Source organism: Ruegeria arenilitoris (assembly GCF_013031355.1).
GTDB classification, from domain to species: domain Bacteria; phylum Pseudomonadota; class Alphaproteobacteria; order Rhodobacterales; family Rhodobacteraceae; genus Ruegeria; species Ruegeria arenilitoris_C.
In genome coordinates this window covers 1-21519 of the sequence record NZ_WPZO01000002.1, presented here as the reverse complement: position 1 = coordinate 21519, position 21519 = coordinate 1, and the positions used below count along the sequence as shown (strand labels likewise).

Sequence of the window (21519 nt, the reverse complement as noted above, 5' to 3'; positions counted from 1 at the left end):
ACCCTTTGGCAAGCGACAGCAAAGAATATACGGTAACGGGTGTAAACGCGCGGATTTGCACCGAGAAACACGACAGGCGAAGGCATGAGCCTAGGAATACAAAACGACACCACCGGCCGGGCGCCGCGCATCCTTTTCTACAGCCACGATACGTTCGGATTGGGGCATCTGCGCAGATCGCGCGCCTTGGCCGCAGCTATCACGCAGGCCAACCCCCAGGCATCCGCCCTGATCCTGACCGGGTCCCCGGTGGCCGGGCGTTTCACCTTTCCGCGCCGGGTCGACCATGTGCGCCTGCCGGGTGTGACCAAACGCGCCGACGGGTCTTATGCGGCCCGGACAATCGGCATGGGCATCGAAGAGGTGACCGAGCTGCGCGCGGGCCTTATCCAGACCGCCGTGCAGCAATTCGACCCCGATATGCTGATCGTCGACAAGGAACCCACCGGCTTTCGCGGCGAGCTGCTGCCGACGCTGGAAACCCTCCTGCATTCGCAACGCACCAAGCTGGTGCTGGGTCTGCGCGACGTACTGGACGAGCCCGAGGTTCTGGCCGCCGAGTGGGAGCGAAAGGAGGCCTTGGCCGCGACCGAGCGTTTCTATGACGAAATCTGGGTCTATGGGCTGCGCTCGATCTATGACCCGACTCAGGGCCTACCGCTCAGCCACGCGGCGCAGTCGCGTATTCACTGGACGGGCTATCTGCGCCGCGATCTCGGCCCGGTCGGAGAGCCGCCCGAACAGCCCTATATCCTGATCACGCCGGGTGGCGGTGGTGACGGCAAGGCGATGGTGAACCTTGTTCTTTCGGCCTATGAAAAGGACCCCACCCTGTCACCGCGCGCGGTGCTGGTCTATGGCCCCTTCCTGTCCGGCGAACTGCGCGAGGAGTTCGAAGCCCGCGTTGCCGCGTTGAACGGGCGGGTGACAGCCGTTGGCTTTGAATCCCAGATCGAAACGCTGTTCGCCGGGGCCGCCGGGGTGGTCTGCATGGGTGGCTATAACACGTTCTGCGAGGTTCTCTCGTTCGACAAACGCGCCGTCATCGTGCCTCGCACGACGCCGCGGCTGGAACAGTGGATCCGTGCCTCGCGCGCCGAAGGTCTGGGCCTCGTCCGGATGCTGGACGAAAACCGCGATGGTCTGACCCCAGACTCGATGATACAGGCGATCCGCAGCCTTCCACACCTGCCCCTGCCATCGCAGGCCATCCAAGGTGGTCTGCTGGACGGGCTGGACTACGTCACCGACCGGGTTGACGCCCTGCTGAGCCAGGAACAGGAACGGGCCACCGGATGACAACGCCTCAGCCGAAACTGGCGGTGCTGGTCAAGGGATGGCCGCGCCTGTCCGAGACGTTCATCGCGCAGGAACTCGTCGCCCTGCAAGAGGCCGGGCACAGCTTTGACATCTGGTCCCTGCGCCACCCAACCGACGTAAAGCGGCACCCGCTGCACGACCGGTTCCGGGGACAGGTGCGTTACCTGCCCGAATATCTTTACGAAGAGCCCCAGCGCGTCTGGGCTGCGCGCAAGGTGGCACAGGCGCTGCCCGGATATGCCGAGGCCTACCGGGTCTGGCGCGCCGATCTGCGCCGGGATCCGACCCATAATCGCATCCGCCGCTTTGGTCAGGCCTGCGTTCTGGCCGCCGAACTGCCCGAGGCGACACGGGTGATGTACGCGCATTTCATGCACACGCCCTCTTCGGTTGCGCGTTACGCCGCCATCATGCGCGGCCTGCCGTGGAGCTTTTCGGCCCACGCCAAGGATATCTGGACTTCGCCCGATTGGGAAAAGACCGAGAAGCTACAGGCGCAGACATATGGCGCGGCCTTTGGGGCGACCTGTACCGCCATCGGGGCTGAACATCTGCGCAGTCTGGCCGATGATCCAGCGCGGGTTGACCTGATCTATCACGGGCTGGACCTGGCCCGTTTCCCCGCCCCGCCTGACCGCGCCCAGCGCACACCGGATGCGCCGTTTCACATGCTGTCGGTCGGCCGTCTGGTCGAGAAAAAGGGCTTTGACCGTCTGATCGACGCTTTCGCCATGCTGCCGGGCACGCTGGACTGGCACTGGACCCATATCGGCGGCGGCACACTCGGCGACGCTCTGCGCGCCATGGCCGAAGCTGCCGGCGTATCGCATCGGATCACGTGGAAAGGGGCTTGCGACCAGCCCGAGGTAATTGCGGCGATGCGCACGTCCGACCTGTTCGTGCTTCCCAGCCGGATCGCCGCTGACGGAGACCGCGACGGGCTACCCAACGTGCTGATGGAGGCGGCGTCGCAACTGCTGCCAATCCTGTCGACGCCAGTGTCGGCCATTCCCGAGTTTATCGAAACTGGCGTCCAAGGCGTCTTGTCCGACGACGACCCAGCCGCGCTTGCCTTGGCCATCACCAACATGGCCGCAGCGCCCGGGCAAACCGAGTCGATGGCCACCGCCGCCTATGACCGCCTGATTGCCGAGTTCCGCATGGACCCCGGCATCGCCCGCCTGTCAGAACGACTGCGCGCGCTGGGGGCGGACACGGTCTGATGGCAAGGGTCGCCTTTTACACGCCAATGAAAGCCCCTGACAGCCCGGTGCCGTCGGGCGACCGCGAGATGGCGCGTAATCTGATGCAGGCGATTGGAGCGCAAGGGGATGCGGTCGAGCTGGCCTCGCATCTGCGCATCTACGACAAAACTGGGAACGCGCAGATGCAGGCGACATTGCGTGCCGAAGCAGAAACCGAGGTTCAGCGTTTGATCAACGACCTGCCATCGGACACGGCGCTGTGGGTGACCTATCACAATTACTACAAGGCACCGGATCTGCTGGGTCCCTACGTCTGCAAGGCGCGGAATATCCCTTATGTCCAGTTGGAAAGCACCCGCGCAACCAGCCGCCTGAACGGCCCGTGGGCCGGGTTTGCAGAGGCAGCGCATGACGCCTGCGACGCGGCACAGGTGATCTTCTACCACACCGCCAATGATCTGATCACGCTGGAACGGGAACGGTACGAAGAACAGCGTCTCGTGGAATTGCCTCCCTTTCTGCCCATGTCTGACCTGCCGCCCGCTTCGACCTGCGATGGGCCGATGCTGGCGGTGGGCATGATGCGGCACGGCGACAAGCTGGCGTCCTACACTCTTCTTGCGCAAACGCTTGCGCTTTTACCCGGCAACTGGACCCTGAACATCGCGGGCGACGGCCCTGCCCGCTCTGAGGTCGAGGCGCTGATGGCCCCGTTCGGCCCGAAGGTCCGGTTTCTGGGACAGTGCGACCGCGACACCCTGCAAGCGCTCTATACGGAGGCTTCCGTCCTGGTCTGGCCCGGCGTCAACGAGGCCTATGGCATGATCTATCTTGAGGCACAGGCCAGTGGCGTACCCGTCGTCGCGCAGGATCGACCTGGCGTGAGGGATGTGTTGGCCTCGTCCTACTACCCTATTGAGGAGGATGGACCCGAAGGGCTGGCCACGCGGTTGCGCGACTTGCTGGATGACCGGAAACTCCGCCTCTCATTGGGGTCCGAGGCCCGCGTACAGATGGCCAAACGCCACCTGATGCCCGCAGCCACCGACCGGTTCTGGCAAGCCGCGCGCCCTCTGGTGGAGGCTGCCCAATGACCCGGCTGGCGTTGTTACGACACGGACACACGCACTGGAACCGCGCGGGCCGCATTCAGGGGCGCAGTGACATTCCACTGGATGATGAGGCCCGTGCGGAACTGGCCGCCAAGCAGCTGCCCGCTCCGTGGGATGGCGCGACCCTCTGGTCCAGCCCTCTGCTGCGGGCCAGTGAAACTGCCCGTCTGGTCGCCGGTCGCGATCCATTGACTTCGGAAGCGTTAACCGAGATGAACTGGGGCGATTGGGAAGGTCTGCGCGGGGTCGACCTGCTTGCCGACCCCGACACTGATTACCGTCACATCGAGGACTGGGGCTGGGAATATCGCCCGCCAAACGGTGAAAGCCCGGCCGAGGTTTGGGCACGGCTGGGGCCCTGGCTGGACGGGCTAACGGGTGACACGATTGCGGTCTGCCATATCGGGATCATGCGGGTCATTCTGGCCCGCGCCTGGGGTTGGGATTTCGACGGGTCCGCCCCCTTCAAAATCAAGCGCAACCGCCTGTATATCGTTGATATGTCGAATATGACACCCCTGCCCGAACCCATCCGCCTGATCGGCCCCGAGGCCTCCTCATGAAGGTCATGATCGTTGTCACGCACCTGTTGGGCACCGGGCATCTGAGCCGTGCGCTGACACTGGGCCGGGCCTTTCTGCGCGCCGGGCACGAGACCTTTGTCGTCACGGGCGGGATGCCTGCGCCGCAGCTGGACAGTTCCGGCATGACCCTGCTGGGGCTGCCGCCGCTTCGTTCGGATGGCACCGATTTCACCCGTTTGCTGACCCAAAGTGGTGACGTTGCAGACCCGGCCTATCTGGAAGCCCGCGAGGCCGCGCTGGTTGAAGCCGTTCAGAGTTTTGCGCCCGACGTTCTGATCAACGAGTTGTTCCCCTTTGGCCGCCGATCATTGGCTTCCGAATTCACCGCCGCGCTGGAGGCAGCCCATGCCCTGCCGCGCCGTCCGGTTGTGCTGGGATCGATCAGGGACATTTTGGCACCGCCTTCGAAGCCGTCAAAAGCGGAACGCGCGGAAGAAATCGTATGCAGGTTTTATGACGGCATCCTTGTCCACTCCGACCCCGGCATAGTTTCGCTGGAGGTAAGCTGGCCAGTGTCCGATCGTCTGCGCGAGCGGTTGTTCTATACCGGCTTTGTCGCCCCCGAGGCCCCTGCGCCACACCCAGACGCAGTGGGCAAAGACGAAATATTGGTCAGCGCGGGCGGTGGATCGGTGGGTCGGCCGATCTTTCACGCGGCCATCGAGGCCGCCCGAAAGATGCCCAACAGGCGCTGGCGCCTGTTGGTGGGGGGCCAAGACGCACCTGCGCGCATTGAACAATTGCAAAAGCTGGTTGGCGATGCTCCGGTTTCTCTGGAACCCGTACGCCCCGATTTCCGGCAGATGCTGCCCCTTGCTGCGGCCTCGGTCAGTATGTGCGGCTACAACACCGCGCTGGACATCCTGCAATCCGGGACGCCCGCCGTGTTTGTGCCATTCGACGATGGCAAAGAGGTTGAGCAGGGTTTGCGGGGGCAGAGCCTCTCGGACCTGCCCGCTATCGAAGTGTTGCCCAGCAAGAAACTTGATGGAACGGCTTTGGCGCAAGCCGTCGCCGCCGTCATGTCCGAAGGTCCCCGCCCGGTATCCACCAAGGGCTTTGACGGGGCCGACAGATCGGTTGAGATCGCATGTTCCTTGAGGGGGCGGGCATGACAGTCGACTGGCGCCCCTTGGAAACCGAGTTGCAAATCTGGCGGACGCAGGGTCTGACCCTGCCCCTGTGGTGGCGGGACGATGACGCGGTCTCAGTAACGCCACAGCTTGAGAAACTGTCAGAGCTGTCTCGGACCCTCGGCCTGCCCGTCCATCTTGCGATCATTCCCCATTACGCCGACACCGGGTTGGTGGAGTACGTCGGGCAGCGCGACACGCTGATTCCGGTTGTACACGGCTGGGCGCATCAGAACCACGCCCCACCGGATGAAAAGAAGTCCGAATTCCGCCTGCACAGACCGATGCCGGATATCCTTGCCGACACGCATGCGGGGTTCGAACGGTTGCACGCCTTGTTCGAAGACAGGCTGTGCCCGATCTTCGTACCCCCCTGGAACCGGATCGCGCCCGAAGTGGTTCGGGAATTACCGGGGCTGGGGTATCGCGTTGTCTCGACCGCAACCCCGCGAAAGACGCGAATGCCCGTGCCTGGACTGGAGCAGATTAACACCCATCTGGACCCGATCGACTGGCGGGGGTCACGAGGGCTGGTCGCTCCGGACAAGCTGATTACCCAAGCGACTGAGTTGCTGCGTGACCGACGCGAAAAACGAACCGACAATGCCGAGCCTTTCGGCGTTTTGACCCATCACCTAGTTCATGATCCCGACATCTGGACCTTTACCGAAGAATTGCTGCGCAGGCTCCTGGACGGCCCCGGTGTCGCCTGGACCTTGCCCGCCGACACACCAAACGGAGACCCCGAATGAGCCGACTGGATTCCATGCTGCGCCGCCTGACTGCGCAACGCGACGGGCTGAACTGGGCCGTCGCTCAGATCAGCGAGATGGAGGGCGACGTTCTGGACATGGGGCTGGGCAACGGTCGCACCTATGATCACCTGCGGGAGATCCTGCCACAGCGGCGCATCTGGGTGATGGATCGAGTGCTGCAATGCCACCCCTCCAGCACTCCCCCGGCCGAGGATTTTTTGCAGGGCGAAGCAGAACCCATGCTGGAAAAACTGGCCGCAGGCGGGGCCAAAATCGCGCTGGCGCATTATGACTTCGGACGCGGCATCAAGGAAGAAGACGTAGCCGAAGCGGCACGCCTCAGCCCTCTGATCGCGCAGGTGATGCAGCCCGGCGGATTGCTGATTTCAGGGCAGCCTCTGGTGGGCTTTGAACAAATCAGCGGCCCGGACACAATCGCGCCGGACCGGTATCTGTTCTATCGCGCCTGATCAGGCCACACGCCGCCCACGTGACCAGACACCGTTCAAAGCGGGCGCGCCCTCGCGCATACGGAACCGGATGATGTCCGCGCGGGCGCCATGGCGCAATTCTCCACGATCCCCCAAACCGACAACGCGCGCCGGGGTTTGGGTTACGGTGCGCAGCCCGCGCGCCATATCCCCCCAACTCTCGCCCAGACGTGTCGCTGACAACAGCAGCGCGGCCGGAACGTAGTCCGAGGACAGAATGTCGAGATGGCCCAGATCGGCCAACTCCTGCGCGGCCACGTTGCCGGAATGCGATCCCCCGCGGATCACATTGGGCGCACCCATCATCACCTTGATACCGTGATCGTGGCAGGCCCGGGCGGCCTCGACCGTAGTAGGAAACTCGGCGAGCCGAATACCGTGCCCGGCGGACACCGCTACCTGTTCCTGCGTGGTATCATCGTGACTGGCCAGCATCGCACCGAAACGCCGTGCGGCCTTGACAGTTTCTACCTCGTGCTGGTCACCGAACCGGTCCCGCAAGGCCTTAAGCTGCGCGACATGCTGCAGAAAGTCATCATCGGTCATGCCGTGTTTGCCCTTCATGTAGGCTTCGAGCTGCGACATGTCCCGGAACTGCCGCTGGCCGGGCGTGTGGTCCATCAAAGATACCAGCCCGACGCGATCTTCGGGCCCGAACTCATCCAATTCTGCGACCAGAGTTTCCGAACAGACCTCGGCCCGCAGGTGCAGGAAATGGCTGATCTTCAGCGCGTCCTGTTCGCGCAACTGCCACAGCTCGCGCGACAGTTCGCGGGCGTATTTCTTGTACCGATTGCCACTGGGGATCGAACCGATGCGCATCGCGTCGAAAACCGTCGTGATCCCGGTGCTGGCCAGTTCGGCATCATGGGCCAGGATCGCCGCCGCATGAGGCCAGTCGACCTTGGGGCGCGGCTGGATATGACGCTCAAGGTTATCCGTATGCAGTTCGACCAAACCGGGGCTGACATAGTCACCGCCGCAATCGACCGCCCCCGCAGGAACCGCGGTGCCTGTGGTGATCTCGGCAATGGTTTCGCCAACAATCCGCACGCTGCCCGTCACGGTCTCATCCGGCAGAACAAGCATGGCATTGGCAAGGATCATTTCTTCTGTCATCTGAACTTCACACAGTCTGAGCTATTGGGAAGGCCACGCATAGGAGGCCAATGTGACATTCACGCGATACGCGATCTATTTTGCACCACCGGCCGAGGCTGAATGGACGAAATTCGCCACCAGCTGGCTGGGCTGGGACATGGAAACTGGTGAGGGTGTCGCGCATCCGACGGTCGACGGCGTGGACGTCGAAGCCGTCACGCAAGTGCCGCGCAAATATGGGCTGCACGCGACGATGAAGCCGCCCTTCCGCCTGCGCGACGGGCAGTCGATAGAGGCGTTGACCGAGGCCTGCGCGCGGCTTGCGCAGGTGCAGCCTCCGGTCACTCTGGACGGGTTGGAAATCGCCCGCCTCGGCCGGTTTCTGGCCCTGCGCCCGCTGGGGGATGAGGCCGCGCTGAACACGCTGGCCGCCGCCTGCGTGCGCGATCTGGACAGTTTCCGTTCGCCCGCGCCCGAAGCCGAATTGGAGCGTCGCCGCGCCGCTGGTCTGTCGCCCGAACAGGACGCCAATCTGGTGCAATGGGGTTATCCTTACGTGATGGAGGCCTTCCGCTTTCACATCACGCTTAGTGGCAAGCTGGACAAACCGACGCTGGCAACGGTTCAAGCCGCCCTGCAATCGAAGCTTGTCCCCCTGCTGCCCAAACCGTTCCCGATCACCGATCTGGCCCTTATAGGCGAGGCTGAAGACGGGCGCTTTCACCTGATCCATCGCTACGCCCTTTCCGGCTGAATCTGGGACAGGATGGCCGCCACCGTTGCTTCCAATGGCCCGGAGTTGTCGACCTGGATGACCCGTTTCAATTCCACTGGCAGCGGTTTCGCGGCGCGCGCCAGCCGCCGCTCCTGTTCAAGGACGCATTCGCGGGCGCGCGTTGACAGACGTTGCGCCAGCACCTCGGGATCAGCGGTCAGAGAGATCACAATCAGATCGCCAAACACCTCTTGCGCCTGCAGCAGAATCGCCCGGGACAGGTTGACCAGAACCGCATCCGATTTGTGCCTCAGGTCATCAATTCCCTTGGGCACGCCGTAGGACAACCCATGCGCGGGCCAGTGTAGGGCAAAGGCGCCTTCGGCTGCCATCTGCTGAAACACTTCAACGGATACACGGTCGAAGTCTTCGCCCTCTTCGCCTTCGGGACGGGTGATCACCCGGCGGGCTCTGACGATACCCGGCGCGCGGGCCTCCAGCGCCTCCATCACGCTGTCCTTGCCAACGCCCGAAGGACCAACGACCGCTATGACCGGCGCAGGGCTCATGCGGCCACTCCGGGGGTGAAGTCCGAGACGTTGATCTCGCGGTCGCAGACCTGGTTGCGCGCGCCGATATCGTGAAAAATGCCAACGATGGCAGCACCGCGCGCCTTGGCCTCTTCGATCAGCGACAGCACCGTTTCCCTGTTCTGCGCATCCAACGAAGCCGTGGGTTCGTCCAGCAACATCGCCGGATAGTCATGCGCAAAGCCGCGGGCGATGTTCACCCGTTGTTGCTCACCCCCTGAAAAGGTTGTCGGGCTCAGCGACCACAGACGTTCCGGTATGTTCAACCGCGCCAGCAAAGCCGCCGCCTTGTCCAGCGCAACCTGGCGGTCACACCCAATGGCCAACAAGGGTTCTGCCACCACCTCCAGCGTCGGCACCCGAGGCACCACGCGCAGAAACTGGCTGACATAGCCCAGCGTCTCGCGGCGCAGCGCCAGAATCTCGCGCGGCTCGGCCTGTGCCACATCCAGACCACCGACCAGAACCTGCCCGGACGCCGCCAGATAGTTTCCGTAAATCACCCGCATCAGGGTGGACTTGCCCGCCCCCGACGCACCCGTAAGCGCCACACACTCACCGGGCGCAACCTTTAGCGAGGCGCCTTCCATCACCGGGATCACCGCGCTACCCTGATTGTGCAGGGTAAAGCTCTTACTTACATCCTTAAGCTCAATCATCGCCTTCACCTTCAAACCTGCAGTACGCTTGATACAAGCAGCTGCGTATAAGCGTGTTGCGGATCATCCAGAACCTGATCGGTCAAACCGGCCTCGACCACGTAACCGTCCTTCATCACCATCAGCCGATCTGCCAGCAGGCGCACCACAGCCAGATCATGCGTGACGATAATGGCGCTCAGCCCCATTTCACGCACCAGCCCGCGCAGCAGGTCCAGCAGCCGCGCCTGAACCGAAACATCCAGACCGCCCGTCGGCTCGTCCATGAACACCAGCCGAGGCCCCGTCACCAGATTGCGCGCGATCTGCAGGCGTTGCTGCATCCCGCCTGAAAACGCGGTCGGACGGTCATCCACGCGGGCGCCGTCGATCTCGACCCGGCCCAGCCAGTCAATCGCGCGGTCGCGGATCTGACCATAGTGACGGTCGCCAACGGCCATCAGCCGCTCGCCAATATTACCGCCTGCACTTACCGACATGCGCAGCCCGTCGCGGGCATGCTGGTGGACAAAGGCCCAATCGGTACGGCCCAGCATACGTCGTTCGGGTTCCGACATGGTCACCGTATCCACGGGGCCATCGGTGCGCGTATCAAAGACCACCTGCCCCGCGTCAGGCTCAAGATGCCCCGCAAGGCAGTTCAGCAAGGTCGATTTGCCGGAACCGCTTTCGCCGACAATGCCCATCACCTCACCGGGGTAGAGATCAAAACTGACGCCAGTACAGCCGATGCGCGCGCCATAGTGTTTCTGAATACCTTTGACCTGCAACAACGGAGTCATACCGCGCCCTCCTTGCTCAAGCGTCCTTCGTGGCCCTGCGCGCGGCGGGACCGGCAGAAATCGGTGTCCGAACAGACAAACATCCGGTTGCCTGCATCATCCATGATCACCTCGTCCAGATAGCTGTCCTCGGCACCGCACAGGTCACAGGGATGGTCGGCCTTGGTGGCTTCGAACGGGTAATCCTCGAAATCGAGACTGACGACTTTGGTGTGCGGCGGCACCGCATAGATGCGCTGTTCCCGCCCGGCCCCGAACAGTTGAATCGCATCCATCTCAAGCTTGGGGTTGTCGAATTTCGGGATCGGAGACGGGTCCATCACGTACCGCCCCGACACTTTCACCGGGTAGGCGTACGAGGTCGAAATCGCGCCGTGCTGGCTGATGTCCTCGTACAATTTCACATGCATCAGGCCATATTCCTCAAGGCTGTGCATCTTGCGCGTCTCGGTCTCGCGCGGTTCCAGGAACCGCAGAGGTTCCGGGATCGGCACCTGATAGACAAGGATCTGATCCTCGGTCAGCTTCGCTTCGGGGATGCGGTGACGGGTCTGGATGACCGTGGCCTTCTCGGTTTCCTCGGTGGTCTCGACGCCTGCGGTGTTCTCAAAGAACTTGCGGATCGAAACGGCGTTGGTGGTGTCGTCCGCGCCTTGATCGATCACCTTGAAGGTATCATCCGGCGTCAGCGTCGCAGCCGAGACCTGCACCCCACCGGTGCCCCAGCCATAGGGCATCGGCATCTCACGGCTGGCAAAAGGAACCTGATATCCGGGCACCGCCAGCCCTTTCAGGATGGCACGGCGGATCATCCGCTTGGTTTGTTCGTCCAAATATGCGAAATTATACTCATTCATTTTTTGTACTTCGCTTTTTTATTGGTGTTTTTATGGACGTAATTGTTGTTACCGCGTTCGTTTTGGTCATTTTGGCCTATCTCTTCAGACATAACCGTCACGCGAAACATCGCCGCCGCGCGCAACGGAGAGACCCAAAGGGGGTCTGGTGTTCGATTGGCGCGCCGCATCCGTGTTCGAAGCGCAACAGTGCCCAATCCGGGAAAGCAGAACCGCGGACAAGTGCTGAAGCCACCGGCGTTGAACAGTCTGGTCCCTAAGGTCATTCCGCAGCTTCCCTCGGTGTGATCCGTTCTTCGGCCTCGCGGCGCAGCTTGCGGACCAGTTCCAATTCGGACTGGAAATCCACGTAGTGCGGCAGCTTGATGTGTTCGAGGAACCCGGTGGCCTGAATGTTGTCGGCGTGGCTCAGGACAAACTCCTCGTCCTGCGCTGGAGCGCCCAGATTATCCTCACCCAGTTCTTCCCAGCGCAGCGCGCGATCAACCAGAGCCATGGCGATGGATTTGCGTTCCGATTGACCAAAGACCAGCCCATAGCCGCGGGTGAACTGCAGCGGTTCGGTCTTTGACCCCTTGAACTGGTTGACGGTCTCGCATTCGGTCAGCTCGACCTCGCCGATCTCGATGGCGAAGCCCAGCTCGGGGATGTCCATCTCGACCGCGACCTTACCGATACGCAACTCGCCGACAAAGGCATGGTTTCGGGCGTAACCGCGTTGTGTCGAATAGGCCATTCCCAGCACGAACCCTTCATCCCCTCGCGTCAGCGATTGCAGGCGCAGGGGGCGACCGGCCGGGAACTCCATCGGCTCGCGGGTCAGGTCGCCGGGGGTGGCGTCGCTGGCGGGTTCGTCCTGAATGATGTCCTCGCCCTTGAGGAACTCAGAGATATGCGGCGTTGGCTCCACACGCGGCTGGGCTTCGGGGGCTGCGGGAACTTCACCCTCGGCGGCCAGTTTGAAATCCAACAGGCGGTGAGTGTAATCGAAGGTCGGCCCCAAAACCTGACCGCCCGGCGCATCCTTGAACGTCGCCGAAATCCGGCGGTCACAAGCCATCTCACCGGTTTCCACCGGGTTGGAATAGCCGAACCGGGGTAGTGTCGTGCGGTATGCGCGGATCAGAAAGATCGCCTCGATCAGATCCCCACGCGCCTGTTTGATCGCCAGGGCCGCCAAGTCCGGGTCGTACAACGACCCTTCGGCCATCACCCGGTTCACCGCAAGGGACAGTTGTTCGCGGATTTGCGCGATGCTCAACTCGGCAATATCCGTCGATCCACGGCGTTCTTCGGCCAACCAGGCATGGGCGTTATCGATGGCCTTCTCACCACCTTTGACAGCGACATACATGGCCTAACCCTCCGCCTTGATCTGCGTGCTGCGCGGCAGGGCTGCCAGCCTGTCACCGCTTGTGAAGAAGAAGTCGCAGCCCAAAGGATAGAGCGCCGCGTTGGCCTGAAGCGTCGGCACGTTCGGCAAAGAAAGATGCGCAGTGCCTTTGATCCCCGGGCCGGTCAGTTCCGCACCCGCTTGTTGCAAGTCGTCGCATTCGACAATCAGGGTCGCCGACCGGTCAGGATATTCCGGTGTTCCGATGCGATACTGGGACAGCGGCCCAAGCGCCTGCCACGATCCAACGGCAAAATCCGCCTCGGGCGCCTCGGAAATCGGAGCGCCTGTGTGGAAGGTTAGCCATTGGCGTACAGCATCCGTGTCCAAGTCGCCTGCCAGATGCACTCGGGTTTCTGGATCACATAGGGTCAGCAGCAACGTCCCCGCTGCCGCAGACAAAGGCGCCGGTGGTTGCGCACCCGAAATCAACCGAATCTCACCTGGCCGTGCCATGACTGTCATAGCAGCACGGAAGGCATGGGCTGCATCGATCGGTGCATTGTCAAAGCCGCCCGAGAACTGGGTTTGCGCGTTCATTAATCCTCTCCCCGTACCAGCGTGAAGAACTCAACTTTCGTGGCAGCGGCTTTCGCGGCCCGCGCCGTTCTAGCGTCCTGCATCTGCTGGCTGAGCGGTGTGATCACCGAGGCACGAATTTCCTCGGCTGCATCAGTCTGCATCAGCGCATCGATCAGTGCTGCAGCTTCAGCCTTGCGCTTCGACCGACCCTGCACATAGCCATGCCCGACCGTGCCGTCCTTCAGCACCAGCGAACACCGCGTGACGGTCATTTCACCAAGGTTGAACGGCGCGCCTGTACCTCCTGTCCGACCGCGCACCATGACACCGCCCACTTCAGGGCTGCGAAGCCAGTCAAAGCTCGGGGGCGTTCCAACCTTGCCCCACAACTCGATCAGCGCGTCATCCGGGGCACGCGCCAAAAGGCCCATCCAGTCCCGGCGAGCGGTATTTGCAATATTCTGGTAATCCGCCATCGAAACCTCTTGGCCGGGTTGTCTACGTGAACTATACAACTAGACAAATATTACACCCCTAAAGTGAGTCCCGCAATCCGTGGAACTGTGAAAGTTTGGTGACATGAGCAAAACGCCGGTCTGGAAGAGCATCGCACTAAGCCTGACCTCGGACATCGCCGAGGGGCGGTACAATACCGGAGACCGCCTGCCCACCGAGGCGCAACTGGCCGCACAACACGGGGTAAACCGGCACACGGTGCGGCGCGCACTGGCGGATATGGCAGGACAAGGGCTGGTGCATCCAAGGCGCGGCGCAGGTGTATTTGTGGCGGCGCGCCCGACCGATTACCCAATTGGTAAACGGGTCAGATACCACAAGAGCATTTCGGCCAGCGGCAAGATTCCCGGCAAGACGATCCTCTCGCTGACCACGCGCACCGCTGATGAGACCGAGGCCGAAGCGTTGCAACTGACCCCAGGCGACAAGGTGCATGTGTATGACGGACTTTCACTGGCCGATGGTCAGCCGATAGCCCTGTTCCAGAGCACCTTTCCTGCAGACCGCCTGCCCGACATCCTGACCGCTCTGCAAGAGACGCAATCCGTGACCAAGGCCCTGCAACGCTGTGGCGTTGCGGATTATACGCGCGTTTCCACCCGCCTGACGGCGCGGGCTGCGACAGCAACACAGGCTCTGCACCTGCAATTGCCGGAAGGTGCGCCGGTGCTGTTTTCAATCGGGGTGAACGCCGACTTGTCAGGCGTGCCGGTTGAATACGGACGCACCGTATTTGCCGGGGAACGGGTGACGCTGACAATGCACGACGACTAGGCAACAGAGACCTCCCGCCCGTCTTCGGCCTCCTTGCGGAGACCTCATCCCGTTGGGCATAGCGCCGCGCTTTGCGCGGCGCTATGCCCAAAGCCGCCAAGGGGGATCGGCGCTGCCGATGCTCCTGCGGGTGCGAGAGCATTTCCGCGCTCTTGCACGACAGGCTTATTCGTATTTTTCAAGAAAAGCTTCTGCCCCAAGGGACCGGAAGTCCGGCAATGCGGTTCTCAGGCGCGGGTTGTCCCAGTCCCACCAAGACAAAGCCAGCATTCGTTCGACAACGTCTTTCGAGAAGCGAAGGCGGATCGGTTGGGCAGTTACACCACCGACAATAGTGTACGGATCAATATCCTTGGTCACTACGGCACCCGAAGCCACCACCGCACCATGACCAATCGTAACTTCGGGCTTGATGATCGCCGCATGGCCGATCCACGTGTCGTGGCCGATCACGGCTTTGCGGCTGGCGCGATAGGCGAACCAATCCTGATCGTCTTCGACATCGTCCCAGTAAGCAGCCGACCGGTACAGGAAATGGTGCTGAGACGCCTTTTCCATCGGGTGATCTGTTGCTCCGATCCGCGTAAAACTGGCGATATTGGCGAACTTTCCGATCTTGGCATTGGCGATATCGCAGGTCCGGTCGCAATAGGAGTAATCCCCCCAGGCCGAGTTCGCTACACGACTGCCTGCACCGATCTCGACATATGCACCAAAGGTGCTGTTCGTGATCTGGCAATCGGGATGAATAAAAGGCTGGTCGGGGCGCAGGCGTGCCATAGTCATTGATCCTTGATCAGCCCACCGGCTGCCGTTTTTCTTTCGACGCGCGCTTTTTACGCTTATTATCCGTTTCGCCTTGGATCAGACGCCGACGAAGCCAACCCGAGAACCAGTCCATCAGCATCACCATCAGAATGATCAGGACGATGTAATAGGCCACTTCTTCCCAATCCTTCTGGGTGATTATCGCCTGCGTCAGCAGCAGACCGATCCCGCCGCCCGTAATCGCGCCGATCACCGTGGCGCTGCGGGTGTTGGATTCAAGGAAGTACAGCAACTGACTCAGCAACACCGGCGTCACCTGCGGGATCACGCCAAACCGATAGCGCTGCGGTGCGTTGGCTCCGGTGGATTGCACGCCTTCGATCTGCTTGTTGTCCACATTTTCCAGCGCCTCCGAGAAGATTTTACCGAAGGTGCCAGTATCGGTCACCAGAATGGCCAGCGCACCGGTCAGCGGGCCGGGGCCAAAGGCACGGGCCAGAACCACGGTCCAGATCAGGGCGTCCACACCACGGACAAAGTCGAATACCCGCCGAGTCGCAAAGCGCACGGATTTCATCGGGTTGAAGTTGCGTGTCGCCAGAAAGGCCAGCGGCAGGGCGACCATGGCCGCACCCAACGTGCCCAGAAACGCCATCAGGATGGTCTCAAAGATCGCCCAGGCCACATCCTGATGCCGCCACATCTTGTTGGTCCAGAAATCGTTCAGGATCGCACCGGCCTCACCGTTCATGGCCAGCCCGGCCAGTTCCGGGAAAGACTTGCCGTAGTACGGGCTGTCGAGGGTGAACCAGAACAGCTCCCACCCAGTGAAATAGCGGAACACCTCGGACCGGTTGCGGGTTACGGTCAGACGCCCCGCATCTGTGGTTACGGTCAATCGGTTTTTTGACTCGCTGATCCAGTCTGGCACGTCACCTATGGGCAACTCCGCCTGCACCCCGGCCGCACGGGTTGGTGTTGCCCGAACGGTGCCATAGCCGGGGATGTCATATTCGACCGTCTCGGGACCAAAACGCACGACATGACCGTCTTCCAGATCAATCACCGTGGTCTCGCCCAACGTCACCCAGTCCGGGGCCTGACCCGCGGGATATGCGCCCTTGCGCTCACCCTCGATGGCGGCAGTCACCTCGCCCGAGCGGTTGTCCCGCTCGATATGCGTTTTATAGCTGTAGCTGTCCGACACCAGTGTCTTGCCGTTGTCCCAATTCGCCCGCGCTGCCAGACCCGGCACATCGAAAGCAAAGAACACGTAGACCAGATAGGCCAGAACCAGCGTAGGCAAGCCGAAATTCACCAGCCGTTTGCGATTGAACAGTCGATCCGCCTCGGCCTTGAGCTCATCAACGGTTAGGTTGGTTGCGAAGGTGCTCATGCCGAGGCTCCTTTTTCCGACCCGTGGGCCAGACGGTCGCGCAGATAGCCCGAGATCTGATCCACGACGACGATTGTGACGAACAGAAGGATGAAGATGGCGGCCGCCTCGTCATAGCGCCCCTGCCCCCAGGACATCGCGTTGCGCAGCTCATAGCCCAGACCACCTGCGCCGACGAAACCAAGGATGGCCGAAGCACGGATGTTGATCTCGAACCGCAGCAAGGCATAGCTGACATAGTTGGGCCCAACCTGCGGGATCACACCCAGATACATGCGTTGCGACCAGTTGGCGCCAACCGATTGCAGCCCCTCGACCGGTTTGAGCGAGGCGTTTTCGTTCACTTCGGAAAACAGCTTGCCCAGCGCGCCCGCCGTGTGAATGGCGATGGCGATCATCGCGGGCACCGGGCCGCCACCCAGAATAAAGATCAGAACCAGCGCTATGACGATCTCGGGGATTGCACGAAATATGTCCGAGATGCGCCGGAACAGCGGGATCAGCGCGGGCCAAAGCGCCATGCCGCGGGTCGACATCAGCGCCAGAAACGTGCCCACAATGGTGCCGATCAGGGTCGAAGCGGCCGCGATGTTCAGGGTTTCGACCAACGCCGGGAAAAACTTGACCAGATTTTCCGGCATGGCCCCGATCTTTTCCCATGCCTCTGACAGAACCTCGGCCGGATAGTCCAGAATGCGGTGCCAGCCGTCGATGAAACTGCCCGCGTTGCGGTCGTCAGCCGTGCGGAAACCCGCAGCCATCAAGGCCACGAACACGATCAGGAGGATACCACCATAGACCCGCTTGCGCCGGGTCATCTCGGCATAGTCGGCCCGAATCTGGTCAACGCTGGGGGGCCCAGCAGTCAGGTCTGTCATGGAATGCTCCTGAGTGGAAAACGGGGCCCGGTTTCGACACCGGACCCCGATCATTGGGTTTGCAGGCTTAGTTGGACTTCAGCTTGCGTGCTTCGATGATGACTTCGTAGGCGTCATGCGTGATCGGGTCGAAGCTCTTGGCCTCGCCTGCAGCTACGCCGTAGAAGCAATCCTGGTCTTTCTCGCTCAGTGTGTCCCACAGCTCGGTCACCTTGGCTTTGACGTCTTCCGGCAGAGCCTTGCGGACCACAACCGGACCTTCCGGGATCGGCTTGGATTTCCAGATCTCGACCATGTCGTTCATGTCGACCAGACCGGCATCCACGGCGCGGCGCAGGGCGCCCGACTGGTAACCATCTTCCCATTCGCCCAGACCATCGGCCCAGGTCACGCCGCCATCAACGTCGCCATTGTTGACCGAAACGATGGTCTGTTCGTGACCGCCGGTGAATTTCACTTCGCCGAAGTAGTCGCCCGAGTCCATGGTCGCGCCGGTGGCTGCGGGGATTTCGATCGACGGGATCAGATAGCCCGAAGTCGAGTTCGGATCACCAAAACCAAAGGTCTTGCCCTTCATGTCTTCCAGCGAGGTGATGCCGCTATCTTTGCGGGCAAAGCCAACCGAGTAGTAGCCATAGCCGCCATCGGTGTTGACCTTGACCAGTACCGGCTCAACGGCTTCGGGGTCAGACAGGTAGGTTTTTGCGTAACCCGACGCACCCAGCCAGGCCACGTCGATGGTGCCGCCCAGCAGGCCTTGGATCACGCCGTTATAGTCGGCAGGCGCGAACAGTTTCGCAGGAACACCCAGCGCTTCTTCAGTGTAAACGCGCAGACATTCGTTGTTGTTCAGACGATCCTGAGCGTTCTCACCGCCCAGAATGCCGATGCGGAATTCGCTGATTTCTTCGGCCATGGCAGGTGCGGCCAGTGCAGTGGTCGCCGCCAGTGCAGCAATCAGTTTTTTCATCTGTCTCTCTCCAGTTTGATTACCCCGGCCTTTCACCGGACCGGGCGATGAAAGGGGGTGGTTGGCTCAGATGGTCGCTTCAGCTTCCATCAGGGCCTTCTGGGTGGCGTCCAGCGTCTCGATCTCGGTCGAGGTTGCCTCTTCCGAGAAGCTGGCATCGGCGCCATAAATCTCGCGGGCCACGCCGGTGGTAAGCTGTTCGGGCAGCCCGTCGAAAACGATGCGCCCGTCGCGCATACCGACCACGCGGTCACAATAGCGACGCGCAGTGTCCAGCGTGTGCAGGTTGGCGATGATGGTACGGCCGTCCTCTTCATGGATGCGGCGCAGCGCCTGCATAACCACCTGAGCGTTCATCGGGTCCAGCGAGGCAATGGGTTCGTCCGCCAGAATGATTTTGGGGTCCTGCATCAGGGCGCGCGCAATGGCAACGCGCTGCTGCTGACCGCCCGACAGCGCCTCGGCCCGCTTGGGCGCGTGCTCGGCGATGCCCAGACGGTCCAGAATGTCGATGGCGCGGTGAATCTCGTCCATCGGAAACAGGTTGAACATGGTCGCCAGTGTCGAGTGGCGGTTCAGCGTGCCGTGCAGCACGTTCGAGACCACATCCATGCGCGGCACCAGATTGAACTGCTGAAAAATCATCGCGCATTCGGCCTGCCAGGCACGCTTTTCGCGACCCTTCAACTGAGTCACATCACGGCCTTCAAACAGGATCTGACCGTCGCTGGAGTCCGTCAGGCGGTTGATCATCCGCAGCAGGGTGGACTTGCCTGCACCCGATCGACCGATGATGCCGATCATGCACGGCTTGTCCACATCCAGCGTTGCCGCGTCCACGGCCACATTGTTGCCGAAGCGTTTGGTCAGTTTCTCGATACGCAGCACGTGCCACCCCCCTTTCGTGTTGGCGGTCAGCTACAGAGGCCATTCAACGGCTGTGTGTCAGTGTGGTGAAAGTTTTGTAACGACGTGCGAGTTGCGGGGGCTACCCTTTACAGCGCGGCACAGGTATATGCGACCGCGACTCTTCAGCTGACATGAGGCCGCCATGAGCTTTGACCGCACCATCAAGATCGCCCCGTCGATCCTGTCTGCCGATTTCGCCAATTTCGGACAAGAGATTCAGGCCATCGAGGCCCAGGGCGCCGATTGGGTCCATGTCGACGTGATGGACGGCCATTTCGTCCCGAACCTGACGTTTGGCCCGCCCGCCGTCAAAGCGTTCCGCCCGCATGTCAAAACGGTGATGGACGTGCACCTGATGATCACGCCTGTCGATCCCTATATTCAGGCCTATGCCGATGCCGGGGCCGATATCCTGACCGCCCATGTCGAGGCCGGACCGCACACCCATCGCACCCTGCAGGCCATCCGCGCCGCTGGCATGAAAGCAGGCGTCGCCCTGAACCCCGGCACCCCGGCTGAGGCGGTCGAGCATCTGCTGGACCTGACCGATCTGGTTTGCGTCATGACCGTGAACCCCGGATTTGGCGGCCAGAAGTTCATCGACATGACCAACAAAGTGCGCAAGTTGCGCCAGATGATCGGCGACCGCCCTGTGCATATCGAGATCGACGGCGGCGTTGATCCGCAGACCGCGCCTCTGGTGGCGGCAGCAGGTGCCGACGTTCTGGTCGCCGGGTCCGCCGTTTTCAAAGGCGGGTCGGTGTCCAATCCCGAGGTCTACGGCGAAAACATCCGCGCGGTTCGGGCCGCGGCTGAAAGCGCGCTCTAAGGTATCTGCACGCGCGCCGATTGCAGAAAACGCGAGATTTCAAGCCCGAGGCTGGCTTCTATCGAAATCGCCAGATCTGGTTGTTTCCGAAGTTCGGCGTTCAGGGCGGGCATCTCCCAGTCTATAACACGTGACGGCCCAAGCGCCGTCACGGTCACCGGCGCCGAAAAATCCTGATCCCTGCTCAGAAATGCCGTGCCGCCGAGGAAGCGCCCCTCGCCCAGCGTGTCGACACGATTGCCGTTCATTTCAACGCTGAATTCACCCCCCACGATCAGCGACAGGCGTGGAACGGGGTCGCCCTGCGTCAACATCCTTGTCCCTGCGGGAACGGTTTTCCAGACGCCCGACTTAAGCAGGTTATACGCGTCACGTTCGCTGAAAGTGCGCAGCGCAGTTTCGTACAGATGCCGTTCCGTATCGGTAAATGGCACCGGGCGGCGTTCCAGCAACAGGCGTATGATCCAAAAGATATTGATGCCTGTGAAAAACAGGTTCCACCCGATCGGCGCCCAAAGCGGTGTACTTTGCAGATAATAATAGGGCAACAGGATCAGCGCCCCGATCACCGTCAGCACCCGTAGCCAGAAAATATCTCGGACCGAGTACGAAATCAGGTAAAAGACGTTTGCCGCATTCACCAATAGGTCCAAACCCACCATGCCTTGCCTCGTCGACTATGCGCGCCGCATCGTGCCGCGCGCTATTAAAGGAGCATGATGAGTTTAGCCGTGCCGTCACCCGGCACGGAAGATTTCTGTGCCGTTTCCGGACCAGGCACCGAAGACCGGTAAAAGCGAAGGTTTATTTGGAAGAAAAATGGCGCTGGGGTGCGTGCTTGCTCGGGTGCCCCGAATAGCAGGCTGTCAACTTAACCATATTCTGGGGTTGCGATCCGCCCGTACCGCCTTCGAAACTCTCTTCATCAAGGATTGCCGACTGCATGTCATCCAGGTCTTTGCTGTGCAGGATGCGTGTGCCGTATTGTACGAACTGAAGTCCAAACATGGTGTTCCCCATCTTCTGACCCCTTGGCGTATCGACCCGCACGGGGCGAGCTTTTGATGCGTTCAAGCGGATATGATTGCAACATGAGAACAAATGGCGTGGTTTGGGACCGACGCTCTTTGTCTCAAGGCGTACATGGGGTCGCTTCTTTACCGAATGATGAAGACAGGATTAATCCGACGAAGTGCGCGCATAGAAAAAGGGCGCCCCGAGGGACGCCCTTTCCGTTCGATCATTCGCTAGAGCGAATTA

The 21519-nt window shown here is 61.4% G+C and carries 26 protein-coding genes; 10 read left to right on the top strand and 16 right to left on the bottom strand.

The annotated features are described in order from the left end of the window. The first annotated feature begins 84 nt into the window (after positions 1–84). From GOX63_RS05740 to GOX63_RS05710, 7 genes are read left to right on the top strand one after another with little or no spacing between them, the layout of a single operon-like run. Positions 85–1299 carry a glycosyltransferase family protein gene (locus tag GOX63_RS05740; RefSeq protein ID WP_170327012.1) on the top strand — a complete coding sequence of 405 codons (1215 nt, stop codon included), beginning with the start codon at positions 85–87 and terminating at the stop codon, positions 1297–1299. Continuing rightward, on the top strand, positions 1296–2543 hold the full coding sequence (locus tag GOX63_RS05735; protein ID WP_170327013.1) for a glycosyltransferase family 4 protein: 1248 nt from the start codon (positions 1296–1298) through the stop codon (positions 2541–2543). The genes GOX63_RS05740 and GOX63_RS05735 overlap by 4 nt, the downstream gene beginning before the upstream one ends. Next, entirely contained in the window at positions 2543–3619 is a 1077-nt protein-coding gene (locus GOX63_RS05730) for a glycosyltransferase family 4 protein (RefSeq protein WP_170327014.1), read from the top strand. Before GOX63_RS05735 ends, GOX63_RS05730 begins: the two co-directional genes overlap by 1 nt. After that, positions 3616–4200, top strand: coding sequence for a histidine phosphatase family protein (locus GOX63_RS05725; protein ID WP_170327015.1), 585 nt, complete (start codon positions 3616–3618; stop codon positions 4198–4200). Before GOX63_RS05730 ends, GOX63_RS05725 begins: the two co-directional genes overlap by 4 nt. Beyond that, a complete protein-coding gene (locus tag GOX63_RS05720; RefSeq protein ID WP_170327016.1) occupies positions 4197–5336 on the top strand; it encodes a glycosyltransferase family protein in 1140 nt (379 codons plus the stop codon). The genes GOX63_RS05725 and GOX63_RS05720 overlap by 4 nt, the downstream gene beginning before the upstream one ends. Further along, positions 5333–6106, top strand: a complete 774-nt coding sequence (locus tag GOX63_RS05715) for a polysaccharide deacetylase family protein (protein WP_170327017.1) — start codon at positions 5333–5335, stop codon at positions 6104–6106. The genes GOX63_RS05720 and GOX63_RS05715 overlap by 4 nt, the downstream gene beginning before the upstream one ends. Continuing rightward, complete coding sequence (locus GOX63_RS05710) at positions 6103–6579, top strand: class I SAM-dependent methyltransferase (protein WP_170327018.1); 477 nt, start codon at positions 6103–6105, stop codon at positions 6577–6579. The genes GOX63_RS05715 and GOX63_RS05710 overlap by 4 nt, the downstream gene beginning before the upstream one ends. On the opposite strand, the gene GOX63_RS05705 is transcribed toward GOX63_RS05710, so the two are convergent. Then, positions 6580–7719 carry an alpha-D-ribose 1-methylphosphonate 5-triphosphate diphosphatase gene (locus GOX63_RS05705; protein WP_170545075.1) on the bottom strand — a complete coding sequence of 380 codons (1140 nt, stop codon included), beginning with the start codon at positions 7717–7719 and terminating at the stop codon, positions 6580–6582. Positions 7720–7771: 52 nt separating this feature from the next. On the opposite strand from GOX63_RS05705, the gene GOX63_RS05700 reads away from it, so the two are divergent. Then, positions 7772–8455, top strand: a complete 684-nt coding sequence (locus GOX63_RS05700; protein WP_170327020.1) for a DUF1045 domain-containing protein — start codon at positions 7772–7774, stop codon at positions 8453–8455. On the opposite strand, the gene phnN is transcribed toward GOX63_RS05700, so the two are convergent. From phnN to phnG, 8 genes are read right to left on the bottom strand one after another with little or no spacing between them, the layout of a single operon-like run. Continuing rightward, positions 8437–8985 (bottom strand): phosphonate metabolism protein/1,5-bisphosphokinase (PRPP-forming) PhnN, encoded by a 549-nt coding sequence (phnN, locus tag GOX63_RS05695; protein ID WP_170545072.1) that lies wholly within the window; start codon positions 8983–8985, stop codon positions 8437–8439. The two genes, GOX63_RS05700 and phnN, sit on opposite strands and share 19 nt — an antisense overlap. Next, positions 8982–9665, bottom strand: a complete 684-nt coding sequence (gene phnL, locus GOX63_RS05690; RefSeq protein WP_170327022.1) for a phosphonate C-P lyase system protein PhnL — start codon at positions 9663–9665, stop codon at positions 8982–8984. Before phnL ends, phnN begins: the two co-directional genes overlap by 4 nt. Positions 9666–9676: 11 nt before the next feature. After that, the gene (phnK, locus tag GOX63_RS05685; RefSeq protein ID WP_170327023.1) at positions 9677–10447 is read right to left on the bottom strand and encodes a phosphonate C-P lyase system protein PhnK; all 771 of its coding nucleotides are present in this window, start codon (positions 10445–10447) and stop codon (positions 9677–9679) included. Next, complete coding sequence (locus GOX63_RS05680) at positions 10444–11304, bottom strand: alpha-D-ribose 1-methylphosphonate 5-phosphate C-P-lyase PhnJ (protein ID WP_170327024.1); 861 nt, start codon at positions 11302–11304, stop codon at positions 10444–10446. The genes phnK and GOX63_RS05680 overlap by 4 nt, the downstream gene beginning before the upstream one ends. After that, positions 11301–11570 carry a hypothetical protein gene (locus tag GOX63_RS05675; RefSeq protein ID WP_170327025.1) on the bottom strand — a complete coding sequence of 90 codons (270 nt, stop codon included), beginning with the start codon at positions 11568–11570 and terminating at the stop codon, positions 11301–11303. The genes GOX63_RS05680 and GOX63_RS05675 overlap by 4 nt, the downstream gene beginning before the upstream one ends. Then, a complete protein-coding gene (locus tag GOX63_RS05670) occupies positions 11567–12658 on the bottom strand; it encodes a carbon-phosphorus lyase complex subunit PhnI (RefSeq protein WP_170327026.1) in 1092 nt (363 codons plus the stop codon). Before GOX63_RS05670 ends, GOX63_RS05675 begins: the two co-directional genes overlap by 4 nt. Before the next feature lie 3 nt (positions 12659–12661). After that, complete coding sequence (gene phnH, locus GOX63_RS05665; protein WP_170327027.1) at positions 12662–13237, bottom strand: phosphonate C-P lyase system protein PhnH; 576 nt, start codon at positions 13235–13237, stop codon at positions 12662–12664. Then, positions 13237–13695, bottom strand: a complete 459-nt coding sequence (gene phnG / locus GOX63_RS05660) for a phosphonate C-P lyase system protein PhnG (protein ID WP_170327028.1) — start codon at positions 13693–13695, stop codon at positions 13237–13239. Before phnG ends, phnH begins: the two co-directional genes overlap by 1 nt. A 103-nt stretch (positions 13696–13798) precedes the next feature. On the opposite strand from phnG, the gene phnF reads away from it, so the two are divergent. Further along, the gene (phnF, locus tag GOX63_RS05655) at positions 13799–14509 is read left to right on the top strand and encodes a phosphonate metabolism transcriptional regulator PhnF (protein WP_170327029.1); all 711 of its coding nucleotides are present in this window, start codon (positions 13799–13801) and stop codon (positions 14507–14509) included. Positions 14510–14674: 165 nt separating this feature from the next. On the opposite strand, the gene GOX63_RS05650 is transcribed toward phnF, so the two are convergent. The 5 genes from GOX63_RS05650 to phnC form a co-directional block, all read right to left on the bottom strand. Beyond that, positions 14675–15289, bottom strand: coding sequence for a chloramphenicol acetyltransferase (locus tag GOX63_RS05650; protein ID WP_170327030.1), 615 nt, complete (start codon positions 15287–15289; stop codon positions 14675–14677). A gap of 16 nt (positions 15290–15305) precedes the next feature. Continuing rightward, positions 15306–16673, bottom strand: a complete 1368-nt coding sequence (phnE, locus tag GOX63_RS05645; RefSeq protein WP_170327031.1) for a phosphonate ABC transporter, permease protein PhnE — start codon at positions 16671–16673, stop codon at positions 15306–15308. Beyond that, positions 16670–17551 (bottom strand): phosphonate ABC transporter, permease protein PhnE, encoded by an 882-nt coding sequence (gene phnE, locus GOX63_RS05640; protein WP_170327032.1) that lies wholly within the window; start codon positions 17549–17551, stop codon positions 16670–16672. The genes phnE (GOX63_RS05645) and phnE (GOX63_RS05640) overlap by 4 nt, the downstream gene beginning before the upstream one ends. 67 nt (positions 17552–17618) lie before the next feature. Beyond that, complete coding sequence (phnD, locus tag GOX63_RS05635; RefSeq protein WP_170327033.1) at positions 17619–18521, bottom strand: phosphonate ABC transporter substrate-binding protein; 903 nt, start codon at positions 18519–18521, stop codon at positions 17619–17621. A 66-nt stretch (positions 18522–18587) separates the two neighbouring features. Beyond that, positions 18588–19409: a phosphonate ABC transporter ATP-binding protein gene (phnC, locus tag GOX63_RS05630; protein ID WP_170327034.1), complete on the bottom strand. Its 822-nt coding sequence runs from the start codon at positions 19407–19409 to the stop codon at positions 18588–18590. A gap of 163 nt (positions 19410–19572) precedes the next feature. Here phnC and rpe point away from each other — a divergent pair, with 163 nt between their 5' ends. Then, entirely contained in the window at positions 19573–20259 is a 687-nt protein-coding gene (gene rpe / locus GOX63_RS05625) for a ribulose-phosphate 3-epimerase (RefSeq protein WP_170327035.1), read from the top strand. On the opposite strand, the gene GOX63_RS05620 is transcribed toward rpe, so the two are convergent. Both GOX63_RS05620 and GOX63_RS05615 read right to left on the bottom strand, forming a co-directional pair. Next, positions 20256–20921: a Crp/Fnr family transcriptional regulator gene (locus GOX63_RS05620; protein WP_170327036.1), complete on the bottom strand. Its 666-nt coding sequence runs from the start codon at positions 20919–20921 to the stop codon at positions 20256–20258. The genes rpe and GOX63_RS05620 overlap by 4 nt on opposite strands. A gap of 142 nt (positions 20922–21063) precedes the next feature. Continuing rightward, a complete protein-coding gene (locus tag GOX63_RS05615; protein WP_170327037.1) occupies positions 21064–21267 on the bottom strand; it encodes a hypothetical protein in 204 nt (67 codons plus the stop codon). Positions 21268–21519 lie beyond the last annotated feature (252 nt).

Excerpts from the sequence above, each read along its gene's own strand:
- GOX63_RS05740 (WP_170327012.1), top strand. The coding sequence starts at position 85 with ATGAGCCTAGGAATACAAAACGACACCACCGGCCGGGCGCCGCGCATC.
- GOX63_RS05735 (WP_170327013.1), top strand. The coding sequence starts at position 1,296 with ATGACAACGCCTCAGCCGAAACTGGCGGTGCTGGTCAAGGGATGGCCG.
- GOX63_RS05730 (WP_170327014.1), top strand. The coding sequence starts at position 2,543 with ATGGCAAGGGTCGCCTTTTACACGCCAATGAAAGCCCCTGACAGCCCG.
- GOX63_RS05725 (WP_170327015.1), top strand. The coding sequence starts at position 3,616 with ATGACCCGGCTGGCGTTGTTACGACACGGACACACGCACTGGAACCGC.
- GOX63_RS05720 (WP_170327016.1), top strand. The coding sequence starts at position 4,197 with ATGAAGGTCATGATCGTTGTCACGCACCTGTTGGGCACCGGGCATCTG.
- GOX63_RS05715 (WP_170327017.1), top strand. The coding sequence starts at position 5,333 with ATGACAGTCGACTGGCGCCCCTTGGAAACCGAGTTGCAAATCTGGCGG.
- GOX63_RS05710 (WP_170327018.1), top strand. The coding sequence starts at position 6,103 with ATGAGCCGACTGGATTCCATGCTGCGCCGCCTGACTGCGCAACGCGAC.
- GOX63_RS05705 (WP_170545075.1), bottom strand. The coding sequence starts at position 7,719 with ATGACAGAAGAAATGATCCTTGCCAATGCCATGCTTGTTCTGCCGGAT.
- phnN (WP_170545072.1), bottom strand. The coding sequence starts at position 8,985 with ATGAGCCCTGCGCCGGTCATAGCGGTCGTTGGTCCTTCGGGCGTTGGC.
- phnL (WP_170327022.1), bottom strand. The coding sequence starts at position 9,665 with ATGATTGAGCTTAAGGATGTAAGTAAGAGCTTTACCCTGCACAATCAG.
- phnK (WP_170327023.1), bottom strand. The coding sequence starts at position 10,447 with ATGACTCCGTTGTTGCAGGTCAAAGGTATTCAGAAACACTATGGCGCG.
- GOX63_RS05680 (WP_170327024.1), bottom strand. The coding sequence starts at position 11,304 with ATGAATGAGTATAATTTCGCATATTTGGACGAACAAACCAAGCGGATG.
- GOX63_RS05675 (WP_170327025.1), bottom strand. The coding sequence starts at position 11,570 with ATGACCTTAGGGACCAGACTGTTCAACGCCGGTGGCTTCAGCACTTGT.
- GOX63_RS05670 (WP_170327026.1), bottom strand. The coding sequence starts at position 12,658 with ATGTATGTCGCTGTCAAAGGTGGTGAGAAGGCCATCGATAACGCCCAT.
- phnH (WP_170327027.1), bottom strand. The coding sequence starts at position 13,237 with ATGAACGCGCAAACCCAGTTCTCGGGCGGCTTTGACAATGCACCGATC.
- phnG (WP_170327028.1), bottom strand. The coding sequence starts at position 13,695 with ATGGCGGATTACCAGAATATTGCAAATACCGCTCGCCGGGACTGGATG.
- phnF (WP_170327029.1), top strand. The coding sequence starts at position 13,799 with ATGAGCAAAACGCCGGTCTGGAAGAGCATCGCACTAAGCCTGACCTCG.
- GOX63_RS05650 (WP_170327030.1), bottom strand. The coding sequence starts at position 15,289 with ATGGCACGCCTGCGCCCCGACCAGCCTTTTATTCATCCCGATTGCCAG.
- phnE (WP_170327031.1), bottom strand. The coding sequence starts at position 16,673 with ATGAGCACCTTCGCAACCAACCTAACCGTTGATGAGCTCAAGGCCGAG.
- phnE (WP_170327032.1), bottom strand. The coding sequence starts at position 17,551 with ATGACAGACCTGACTGCTGGGCCCCCCAGCGTTGACCAGATTCGGGCC.
- phnD (WP_170327033.1), bottom strand. The coding sequence starts at position 18,521 with ATGAAAAAACTGATTGCTGCACTGGCGGCGACCACTGCACTGGCCGCA.
- rpe (WP_170327035.1), top strand. The coding sequence starts at position 19,573 with ATGAGCTTTGACCGCACCATCAAGATCGCCCCGTCGATCCTGTCTGCC.
- GOX63_RS05620 (WP_170327036.1), bottom strand. The coding sequence starts at position 20,921 with ATGGTGGGTTTGGACCTATTGGTGAATGCGGCAAACGTCTTTTACCTG.
- GOX63_RS05615 (WP_170327037.1), bottom strand. The coding sequence starts at position 21,267 with ATGTTTGGACTTCAGTTCGTACAATACGGCACACGCATCCTGCACAGC.